This is a genomic window from Streptomyces sp. NPDC057854, assembly GCF_042797055.1.
In the GTDB taxonomy this organism is placed as follows: Bacteria; Actinomycetota; Actinomycetes; order Streptomycetales; family Streptomycetaceae; genus Streptomyces.
Genome location: NZ_JBHVMF010000016.1, coordinates 194,340 through 204,470, shown reverse-complemented (window position 1 = coordinate 204,470; position 10,131 = coordinate 194,340). Strand labels below are relative to the sequence as shown.

The window sequence follows — 10,131 nt, the reverse complement described above, 5'->3', positions numbered from 1 at the left end:
CCGCCCTCTGGGCATCAGTGACAGACAACGGCGGAATCTTCGGACCCGGACGACTCATGCCCAACTAACGACGAATCTCCGACTCAGGTCACTAGACCGGTTCCCGCGGATCAGGCGGGGTCCGGCGCCAGGTCGCGGCGCATGCAGACGCGGGGCCAGGCGGCGAGGCCGTGGGCGGCTTCGGCGGTGCTGATGGCGCGGAGGCCGTCGGTGAGGGCCGGGTCGGTGTCGGCGAGCGGGCGGAAGCCCAGGCGGGCGTAGTAGGGCGCGTTCCACGGGACTTCGGCGAAGGTCGTCAGGGTGAGGGCCGACAGGCCCTCCTTCCGGGCGGCCTCCGCCAGGTGCTCGATGAGCGCCCGGCCGACGCCCCGGCGGGACGCATCGGGGTGGACGGAGACCTGCTCGATGTGGGCGGCGCCGTCCACGGCGTCGGCGATCAGATAGCCGACGGGCCGGTCGGCGGCGTCGACCGCCACCCAGGCCCGGCCCGCCGCGCGGTACCCCTCCAGCACGTCCAGCGGCAGGGGTTCGTCGTCGGCGATCGCCGCCATGCCGAGGGTGCGGAAGGGTTCGCCGGCCGCTCGCTCGATGGACTGGAGCAGCGGGAGTTCAGCCGGTACGGCCGCTCGGATGCGCATACGCCAGTATGCCTCCGGCTCACCGCCCGCCGGGGGCCCGGTCGCCGAGGAGCCCGCCGTCGCGGGAGAACCGGGGCAGGAAGAGGGCGAGCGCCGGGTCTCCGTACAGCGCCACGTACAGCCGCACCAGCCGCCCGTCCGTCACCTCGTGCCGGTGCGCGGGCAGCGGGTGCCGCTCCCGGAGCCCGTCCAGCAGCCGCCGGGCCGCCCCGGTCGCCGGCGGCAGCCGCAGCAGCGCGAGGACGGCCGCGGCGAGCGGCGCGCCCAGCGCCAGGACGGTCACCGGGCCGGGCCGGGAGGCGTCGGCGAGCAGCCCGGCCGCGAACGTCACGGGCGCCGCGGCCAACAGCGCCCGGGCCGCCCGCAGCCGCCCCGGCGGGCGCAGCAGCCCCGCCCGTCCCAGCTCGGCGCGCAGGCCGTCCAGTGCCCGGCGCGGCTCGGGCCGCACCGCGAGCGCGCGCGGCGGAAGGGCGTTGCGCAGCGAGCGGTGGACGGCGAGCTGGAGCGGGTCCCGGGTGCGGCCGGGGCCGCCGTTGGCCCGAACCGTGCGTTTGCGGCCCGCCGCGACCGCCCCGTGCTGGTGCAGCGCCACCAGCGCGACCGTCACCGCCGCGTGCGGACCGCCGCGCAGCAGGGCCAGCGCCTCCGGCCCGGGCACCGGCCCGGCGGAGCGCGTACCACCGCTTCCGCCCGGTGCGCGCAGCAGGACCGCCGCGGCGAGCAGCGCGGTCCAGGCCGCCGCCAGGCACCCCCATGTCCCTGCCCCCATCCCGTTCACCCCCAGGGTGTTTCTGCCCGGGAGGGCGTGATCATCACGCGTGGATGGCCGGATCCGTTCGCTCACGGGCCCGGTCGGGGGTGCGGTACGGGTGCCTCCGGGTCAGATCGCCCCGCCGGAGGTGAGCGCGTCGGCCGCGTCGTTCACCGGCTGCGGGGTGCCGGTGAGGTCGAGCACGAAGAGCGGCAGCCCTATCTCGGCGGCCCGGGACCGGGCCTCGGGGGTGTAGCCGGCGAGCGAGAAGAAGACGCTCACGGCGGAGGCGCTGAGTCCGTTCAGCCACAGGCACTCCACGGCCCGCAGTCCGGCCGGCCGGGTGCTCGGGTCCACCTGGGCGACGAGCCCGGCGCCGCGCAGGTCCACCCCGGCGGAGTGCCGGTCCTCCGGCTGCACGAGGTCCCGGAAGCCGAGCCAGTGCAGGTACGTCGCCGCCGCGGCGACCGCGTCCCGCGCCGTCCGGATCGTGACCGGCCGGAACGCGCCCCGCTCGCCGGCGGGCCGCGGCGCGGTCGCGGGCAGCGGCGTGTGGTCCGGGTGTCGCTCGGCGAAGGACCGCGGCGGGTTGCCGAACCAGTCGGAGACGGGAGCGGCGGGCCTCCGCCGCCCGGCCCCGCCCGCCCCGGCGCCGTCGTCCCGGGCGGCACGGGGGAGGACGGGGGCGGAGCCGTCGGAGACGTCGGAGACGGGGGCGGGGGAGGGGGCGGGCTCGCGGTCGGGAGCGGGGTCGGGTTCGGGTTCGGGGGCGAGCCCGGTGCCGGTGCCGGGGTCGGAAGCGTCGGAGGCCGGGCCGGTGGTGGGAGTGGAGGCGTCGGGCGCGGCGGCCTCTGGGGCGGTGGCGTCCGGGGCGTACGGAGCCGGGCGACGCGGTTCGGAGCCGTACCCCTCCTCAGGGCGATGCGGCTCGGAGCCGTACCCCTCCTCCGGGTCCCGCCCCTCGGAGCCGTACCCCTCCTCCCGCTCGCCCTCCCCGGCCGCCGCGACCGGTACGCGCAGGACCGCGCCGCAGCCGCAGCCCAGTTCCGGGTGCGGCCACTGGTCCTCGCGGCCGCAGGCGCGGCAGCGGACGGTGACCCAAGCGTCGAGCCAGGTCCGGTGCCGGATCCGTTCGGCGGTGGCGCCCGGGATCAGCTGAGGAGCGACCGGGTGGCCGCAGGGGCAGGGGAAGGCGGGCGCCGCGTACGCATGGCTCCGCCGGCACTCCGGGCAGCGCACCGATACCGATTCACCCACACCGAACCCCCTCTCTCCGTTCGCCCATCGTCCACCCATCCGGCCGCGCGGGGGTGCGACTTCGGCCATCGGCGCGGAGGCCCGCCCTGCCGCCGGGTGCCCGTCTGGTGGGCGGTCCCTTGACGGCTTCCCGACCCCCACCTACATTGCTTCCGTATAGCAGAACAGTTCTTCCGCATTACGGAAACAGGGGCGGGCGGCTCGCCCGGACCCTGGGACCGACCGGCCGAGCAGGAGCACTCCCATGCCTCGTATGACCGCCGCCGCAGCGGCCGTTGAGATCCTCAAGCGCGAAGGCGTCACCAACGCGTTCGGCGTGCCGGGCGCGGCGATCAACCCCTTCTACCGCGAGCTCAAGAACGTCGGCGGCATCAGCCACACGCTGGCCCGCCACGTCGAGGGCGCGTCCCACATGGCCGAGGGCTACACCCGGGCCAAGGCCGGCAACATCGGTGTCTGCATCGGCACCTCCGGCCCCGCCGGCACCGACATGATCACCGGCCTGTACTCGGCGATCGCCGACTCCATCCCGATCCTGTGCATCACCGGCCAGGCCCCGGTCTCGAAGCTCCACAAGGAGGACTTCCAGGCCGTCGACATCGCCACGATCGCCGCTCCGGTCACCAAGAAGGCCACCACCGTCCTGGAGGCCGCGCAGGTCCCCGGCGTCTTCCAGCAGGCGTTCCACCTGATGCGCTCCGGCCGTCCCGGCCCGGTCCTCATCGACCTGCCGATCGACGTCCAGCTCACCGAGATCGACTTCGACCCGGAGACCTACGAGCCGCTGCCGGTCTACAAGCCGGCCGCGACCCGCGCCCAGGCCGAGAAGGCGCTGTCCTTCCTGCTGGAGTCCGAGCGCCCGCTGATCGTCGCCGGCGGCGGCATCATCAACGCCGACGCCTCCGACCTCCTCGTCGAGTTCGCCGAGCTCACCAGCATCCCGGTCATCTCCACCCTCATGGGCTGGGGCACCATCCCGGACGACCACGACCTCGCCGCCGGCATGGTCGGCGTCCAGACCGCGCACCGCTACGGCAACGCGACCTTCCTGGAGTCGGACTTCGTCCTCGGCATCGGCAACCGCTGGGCCAACCGCCACACCGGCTACAACATGGACGCCTACACGGCCGGCCGGAAGTTCGTCCACGTCGACATCGAGCCCACCCAGCTCGGCAAGATCTTCGCCCCGGACTACGGCGTCGCCTCCGACGCCAAGGCCGCGCTGGAGCTCTTCGTCGCCATCGCCAAGGAGTGGAAGGCCGAGGGCAAGCTCCCCGACTTCACCGCCTGGGCCGCCTCCGCGCAGGAGCGCAAGGCCACCCTCCAGCGCCGCACGCACTTCGACGACATCCCGATGAAGCCGCAGCGCGTCTACGAGGAGATGAACAAGGCCTTCGGCCCGGAGACCCGGTACGTCACCACCATCGGCCTCTCCCAGATCGCCGCCGCGCAGTTCCTGCACGTCTACAAGCCGCGCCACTGGATCAACTGCGGCCAGGCCGGCCCGCTCGGCTGGACCATCCCGGCCGCCATCGGCGCCGCCACCGCCGACCCGGAGACCCCGGTCGTCGCGCTCTCCGGCGACTACGACTTCCAGTTCATGATCGAGGAGCTGGCGGTCGCCGCCCAGCACAAGGTCCCCTACGTCCACGTCCTCGTGAACAACGCCTACCTCGGCCTCATCCGGCAGGCGCAGGGCGGCCTCGGCATCAACTTCGAGGTCAACCTGGAGTTCGAGAACATCAACACCCCCGAGATCGGCGTCTACGGCGTCGACCACGTCAAGGTCGCCGAGGGCCTGGGCGTCAAGGCGATCCGCGTCGAGGACCCGTCGAAGCTGGGCGAGGCCCTGGAGCAGGCCAAGAAGATGGCCGTCGAGTTCCAGGTCCCGGTCGTCGTCGAGGCGATCCTGGAGCGCATCACCAACATCGCGATGAGCAAGACCGTCGACATGAGCGACGTCACCGAGTTCGAGGAGCTGGCCACCGAGCCCGGCCACGCGCCCACCGCGATCAAGCCGCTCGCGGTCTGACCCCCCCGGGCCTCCCCGGCGTGAGGCCCCCCGCGTGCCCGACCGGCTCCGTCCGGCCGGGCACGCGGCACGTCCGGCGGGCGATTAGGGTGGGGCTCCGGCCCGCCCGAGGAGGACGCCATGACCACCGTGACCTGCCTGGTCACCCACGTCGAGCTGGACGAGCGCCGGACCACCCGCCGGCAGCTGTCGGTGTCCGCCCGGCTGGAGGCCGAACTCTCCGACGGGCGCGCCGTCGTCCTCCTCGACGACCGGGGCTGGGCCGAGAGCTTCCTCGGCGACGGCGACATCCGCGCCCACCTGACCCGGGAATCCGTCGAGGAGACCGCCCGCACCGTCGTCGGCCCCGACGAGCCCTACGGGGACCAGACGCAGGAGGAGGCCGCCGAGGCCCACTGGACCGCCCTCGCCGGCATCCTCGCCGACCGGGGCGTACGCGTCGACCCGGCGACCCTCGCCGGCCTCGCGCACCCGGTCCTCCTCGGCGAACGCCTGCGCGCCTGGAGCGGCCTCTAGCGCGCGGGCCGCTGTGCCCGTACGAGGACCGAACCCGCCTCCGTCCGCTCGTACAGCACCGAGCGGCCCGCCCGTCCGCGCCGGACGAGCCCGGCGTCGCGCAGCACCTTCAGATGGCGCCCCACCGAGCCGAGTCCCTGCCCGGTCAGCGCCACCAACTGGCTGGTGGACAGGGGGACGTCGAGGCGCAGCAGGACGCCCGCGCGGGCCGGGCCGAGGAGCGCGCCCAGTGCCTGCGGGACCGCCGGCCCCGCCCCGTCCGCCAGAACTCCCGCGCACGGATAGACGATCGCATACCGCTCGTCCCCCTCCCGCGTCGCGTCCCACGACACCCAGCCCGTGTCCGGCGTCACCGGCACCAGCAGCAGCCGTCCGCGCTCGACCGAACGCGGCGGATAGTCACGGGAGTTGACCTGGAGGCGGCCGTTCCCCAGCCACCGCGTCCGCCCCGGGCACAGCTCGTCCAGCGCCGCCGCCCAGCCGTCCCGCGCCAGCCGCGCGGTCCTGGCCGTCACGTCGGCCTCGATCACCCGGCGCCGCCGCGGCCACTCCGGCAGCACCGTCTCCCGCCACACCCACGTCAGCAACTCCGCCAGCCGGCCCGGGAGATCGTCCGCCGAGGCGAGCGGTTCGGGCACCGGCCCGCCGACCGAGACCGCCAGGTCGGCGAGGGCGGCCCGCCGCCCGGTCGCCCGGACCACCGCCACCTCCTCCTCGAAGCACCGCTCGCCGTCCCCCGCCGGGGTGGGCGTGAGGAAGTCCGCGTTCCAGGTGGGGCTGATCGCCGCCCGGACCAGCAGCCGGTCCAGCGGCTCCGCCGCGAGCCGCGCCCGGTACGCGGGCAGGTGCCGCGCCAGCCAGGCCCGTTCGCCGGGATGGCCGGCCCGCCCGGCGTGCAGCGCCTTCAGCGCGGCGACGGTCTCGGCGAGCGGCGACACGACGAACCGGCCGCCCGCGAGCGCGTCCGCGCCGATCCGCCACCACCCCATGCCCGGCCTCCCGTCCCGCAGTCTCTGCCCGCGCCGCCCGCCACGCCGCTTCCGCTCCGCGGGCGCCCTCAGGACCCAGTGTCCCGTCCGCCCGCCCCGCGCCCATTGTTTCGCCGTGCCGCGAAACAGTACCGGCGCCCGTCCCCGGCTCCGCAGAATCCCCGGCATGCCCCTCTCCGTCTCCGAGGCGCCCGCCGCGGCGGGCTACCGCGACCTGTTCCGCACCCCCGGGTTCACGCCCCTCTTCCTGGCCGGCTCCGCGCAGACCGCCGCGCAGACCGTCGCCGGACTCGGCCTCGCCACCCTGGTGTTCCGGTCCACCGGGTCCCCGCTGCTCAGCGCGCTCGCCCTGTTCGGGCCCTCGCTGGCGCAGCTGCTCGGCGCCGTGACGCTGCTGTCCGCCGCCGACCGGCTGCCGCCGCGTACCGCCCTCGCCGCCGTGTCCGCCGTCTTCGCCGCCGGCACCGGCGTGCAGGCCCTGCCCGGGCTGCCGCTCGGCGCCGCCTTCGGACTCCTCGCCGTGGTCGGCGTCGTCGGCTCGCTGGGCGGGGGAGTGCGGTACGGGCTGCTCGGCGAGATCCTGCCGCGCGAGCGCTATCTGCTCGGCCGGTCGGTGCTCAACATGACGGCCGGCGTCTGCCAGATCGCGGGCTTCGCCGCCGGCGGTGTCCTGCTCGCCGTGCTCGCCCCGCGCGGCACCCTCCTCGCCGGCGCCGTCCTCTACGTCCTCGCCGCCGCCGTCTACCGCCTGGGCCTCGCCGCCCGTCCGCCGCGCGCCACCGGCCGGATCTCGGCCGCCGGGACCTGGCGGACCACCGTGCGGCTGCTCGCCGACCGCCACCGCCGGCTCCTCTTCCTGGCGCTGTGGGTGCCCAACGGGCTGATCGTCGGCTGCGAGGCGCTGTTCGTGGCGTACGACCCCGAGCGCGCCGCCCTGCTCTTCGCCTGCGCCGCCACCGGGATGCTCGCCGGGGACACCGTCCTGGGGCGCTTCGCGCCGCCGCGGCTGCGGAGGCGGCTCGCCGCGCCCCTCCAGGCGCTCCTGGCGGCCCCGTACCTGCTCTTCGCGCTGGGCACGGGGCTGCCTCCGGCGGTGGCGGGCGCGGCCGTGGCCGTCTCCGCGGCCGGTTACGGCGCGAGCCTGCTGTACCAGGAACGGCTGCTGGCGCTGGTCCCGGAGGAGACGAGCGGACACGCGCTCGGCCTGCACGGCTCCGGAATGCTCGCCTGCCAGGGCCTGGCCGCGGCCCTGGCAGGCGGACTGGCGCAGCTGACCTCGCCGGCGACGGCGATGGCCCTCCTGGCGGGGGCCTCGCTCGCCGTCACCGGGATGCTCACCGCGGGGCTGTCGAGCGCAGCACGACCGTCTCCTCGCACGGGCCGTCGGCGAACAGCTTGAGCGCCTCCATCTCGTCCTTGTCGACCGTCAGCCCCCAGCGCAGCTTGGTGCCGACCCACTCGCCGACGTAGCGGCAGTAGGCGGCGTTGCCGTCCGGGACCCAGGCGGCCGGGTCCTGGCCGGCCTTCGCCTTCTGGCTGCGGGCGGTCACGGCGACCAGGGTGGCCGCGGCCCCCTGGTCGTTGGCGTACTTGGCCCGCCGGGCCGCCGTCCAGCCGGACGCCCCCGAGGCCCATGCCTCCTCCAGCGGGACGAGGTGGTCGACGCGGAGCAGCGCCGGGTCGGTGACGGTCTGGCCGTCGTAGTACGAGGTCCACCGGCCGCCCGTGAGGGCGCAGCCGGCGCCGGTGGCGGGTGCCTCGACGGCCTCCGCGAGCAGCACCTCGGCGCGGGTGTCGCAGTCGTCGGAGGTGTCGAGGCCCTTGTCCCAGTGCGGGAAGGCCGACTCCTGGTATCCGGCGGGCTTCTCGTCGGCCTCGGTCAGTTCGGCGAGCGCGTCGGGGAAGAGCTGGACGCCTCCGGAGGCGGCGGGGGCGGGGGAGGGGGCGGCGAGCGGGGACAGGACGAGGGCGAGCGGGACGAGGCCGCGCATCAGGTTCTTGATCACGTACGGCTGGATAGCGCCGGGGCGGGGCGCACGGGGGCCGAATCGCGGTGCGCTCCCCCGGGCGGGTGCGGATCTTCACCGCAGAAACGATGCGGTGCGGGTGGGCGCGGACGCGAAAGAGCGCGGAACCAGGGACCGTAAACCTGGTTCCGCGCTCTCGTCTCGTGACCGCCCGGCGGTGCGAGGCTGGCGCGACAGGACGTTCGCACCGCCGGGCGGAGTCGTGGGGCTCCCGTGGGGGAGCGGGCGTTGGGACCGCGGCGGCTCCGGCGGACGCCCGGGCCGGTCCCTTCCTTCAGGTCTGGAAGGGCGGCCGGGCGGCCTGGCCACCGCACTGGCTCGCAGCCGCCGCGGTCCTCACGCTGTCCATGAACACCGGCCACCCCTCATCCGGGCCGGTGTTCCGGACGGCGTACGGCATTGACCTCCCGTCAGATGCCGTACGCGGTCTGGGTGTCGGAGAATCTCAGTCCTCGCGCAGGGCGCGGACGGCCTCCTCGACGCGCTTGCCGTACTCGGGGTCGGCAGCGGCGAAGTGGGCGATGTTCTTCTCGATGACGTCCTCGCGGGACACCTGGGAGAGACCGCCGGCGATGTTGGCGATCAGGCGGGACTTCTCGTCCTCCGACATCAGGCGGTACAGCTCGCCGGCCTGGAAGAAGTCGTCGTCCTTGGTGTGCTGCGGGGCCGCGTGGGTGCCGGTCCAGCCGTGGATCGCGAGCGGCGCGGAGAGCGGCGTGTCGGTCTGCGCCGGGCCCTGGTACGAGTTGGGCTCGTAGTTCTTGTCGTACCGCGAGCCGTTGCGGGTGGCCATGAAGCCGTCCCGGCCGTAGTTCTCGGCGACGGTCGCCTTGGGGGCGTTCACCGGGAGCTGGGTGTGGTTGACGCCGAGGCGGTAGCGGTGGGCGTCCGCGTAGGCGAAGAGGCGGCCCTGGAGCATCTTGTCCGGCGAGGGGCCGATGCCCGGGACGAAGTTGTTCGGGGAGAACGCGGCCTGCTCGACCTCGGCGAAGACGTTGTCCGGGTTGCGGTCGAGGACCATCCGGCCGACGCGCTGGAGCGGGTAGTCGGCGTGCGGCCACACCTTGGTGAGGTCGAACGGGTTGAAGCGGTAGTCGGCGGCCTCGGCGGCCGGCATGACCTGCACGTACAGCGTCCAGGACGGGTTCACGCCGCGCTCGATCGCCTGGAGCAGGTCGGTCTGGTGCGAGTTGGCGTCCTTGCCGACGAGCTCGGCGGCCTGCTCGGAGGAGAGCGAGCGGATGCCCTGGTTCGTCTTGAAGTGGTACTTGACGAAGAACGCCTCGCCCGCCTCGTTGGTCCACTGGTAGGTGTGCGAGCCGTAGCCGTTCATGTGGCGGTACGACGCCGGGATGCCGCGGTCGCCCATGAGCCAGGTGATCTGGTGGGTGGCCTCGGGGGCGTGCGCCCAGAAGTCCCAGACGTTGTCCGGCTCCTGCTTGCCCGTGAAGGGGTCGCGCTTCTGCGAGTGGATGAAGTCGGGGAACTTGATCGGGTCCTTGATGAAGAACACCGGGGTGTTGTTGCCGACGAGGTCGTAGTTGCCCTCGGCGGTGTAGAACTTCACCGCGAAGCCGCGCGGGTCGCGGACCGCGTCCGCGCCGCCGAGCGAGTCGGCCACGGTGGAGAAGCGGATGAACAGCTCCGTCTTCTTGCCCACCTCGGAGAGGAAGTCGGCCTTCGTGAAGCCGGTGACGTCGTCGGTCACCTCGAAGTAGCCGTACGCGCCGGAGCCGCGGGCGTGCACCACGCGCTCCGGGATCCGCTCACGGTTGAAGCGCGCGAGCTTCTCCAGCAGGTGCTGGTCCTGGAGGAGGAGGGGGCCACCGACGCCGGCGGTGGCGGAGTTCTGGTTGTCGGCGACGGGGGCGCCGGACTCGGTCGTAAGCACGCGCTTCGACATGGTGGCCTTTCCGTACGG

General features: G+C 74.4%; 9 protein-coding genes. 3 read left to right on the top strand and 6 right to left on the bottom strand.

Annotation, left to right across the window (positions count from 1 at the left end; translation table 11 throughout):
- Positions 1-110 precede the first annotated feature (110 nt).
- The 3 genes from ACFVQZ_RS23565 to ACFVQZ_RS23555 all read right to left on the bottom strand — a co-directional run bounded on the left by ACFVQZ_RS23565 (position 111) and on the right by ACFVQZ_RS23555 (position 2,646).
- Positions 111-638: a GNAT family N-acetyltransferase gene (locus ACFVQZ_RS23565; RefSeq protein WP_030496398.1), complete on the bottom strand. Its 528-nt coding sequence runs from the start codon at positions 636-638 to the stop codon at positions 111-113.
- Positions 639-657: 19 nt separating this feature from the next.
- Positions 658-1,407, bottom strand: coding sequence for a TIGR04222 domain-containing membrane protein (locus ACFVQZ_RS23560; protein WP_383625677.1), 750 nt, complete (start codon positions 1,405-1,407; stop codon positions 658-660).
- A gap of 111 nt (positions 1,408-1,518) precedes the next feature.
- The gene (locus tag ACFVQZ_RS23555) at positions 1,519-2,646 is read right to left on the bottom strand and encodes a hypothetical protein (RefSeq protein ID WP_383625674.1); all 1,128 of its coding nucleotides are present in this window, start codon (positions 2,644-2,646) and stop codon (positions 1,519-1,521) included.
- A 244-nt stretch (positions 2,647-2,890) separates the two neighbouring features.
- Here ACFVQZ_RS23555 and gcl point away from each other — a divergent pair, with 244 nt between their 5' ends.
- The gene (gene gcl / locus ACFVQZ_RS23550) at positions 2,891-4,678 is read left to right on the top strand and encodes a glyoxylate carboligase (protein WP_030496400.1); all 1,788 of its coding nucleotides are present in this window, start codon (positions 2,891-2,893) and stop codon (positions 4,676-4,678) included.
- Positions 4,679-4,798: 120 nt separating this feature from the next.
- The gene (locus tag ACFVQZ_RS23545) at positions 4,799-5,194 is read left to right on the top strand and encodes a hypothetical protein (RefSeq protein WP_030496401.1); all 396 of its coding nucleotides are present in this window, start codon (positions 4,799-4,801) and stop codon (positions 5,192-5,194) included.
- On the opposite strand, the gene ACFVQZ_RS23540 is transcribed toward ACFVQZ_RS23545, so the two are convergent.
- A complete protein-coding gene (locus ACFVQZ_RS23540) occupies positions 5,191-6,183 on the bottom strand; it encodes a helix-turn-helix domain-containing protein (RefSeq protein WP_030496402.1) in 993 nt (330 codons plus the stop codon). The genes ACFVQZ_RS23545 and ACFVQZ_RS23540 overlap by 4 nt on opposite strands.
- Positions 6,184-6,349: 166 nt before the next feature.
- On the opposite strand from ACFVQZ_RS23540, the gene ACFVQZ_RS23535 reads away from it, so the two are divergent.
- Positions 6,350-7,582 (top strand): hypothetical protein, encoded by a 1,233-nt coding sequence (locus tag ACFVQZ_RS23535; protein ID WP_051788079.1) that lies wholly within the window; start codon positions 6,350-6,352, stop codon positions 7,580-7,582.
- On the opposite strand, the gene ACFVQZ_RS23530 is transcribed toward ACFVQZ_RS23535, so the two are convergent.
- Positions 7,518-8,189 (bottom strand): hypothetical protein, encoded by a 672-nt coding sequence (locus ACFVQZ_RS23530; protein ID WP_030496404.1) that lies wholly within the window; start codon positions 8,187-8,189, stop codon positions 7,518-7,520. The genes ACFVQZ_RS23535 and ACFVQZ_RS23530 overlap by 65 nt on opposite strands.
- Positions 8,190-8,655: 466 nt before the next feature.
- Positions 8,656-10,113: a catalase gene (locus ACFVQZ_RS23525; protein ID WP_030496405.1), complete on the bottom strand. Its 1,458-nt coding sequence runs from the start codon at positions 10,111-10,113 to the stop codon at positions 8,656-8,658.
- Positions 10,114-10,131 lie beyond the last annotated feature (18 nt).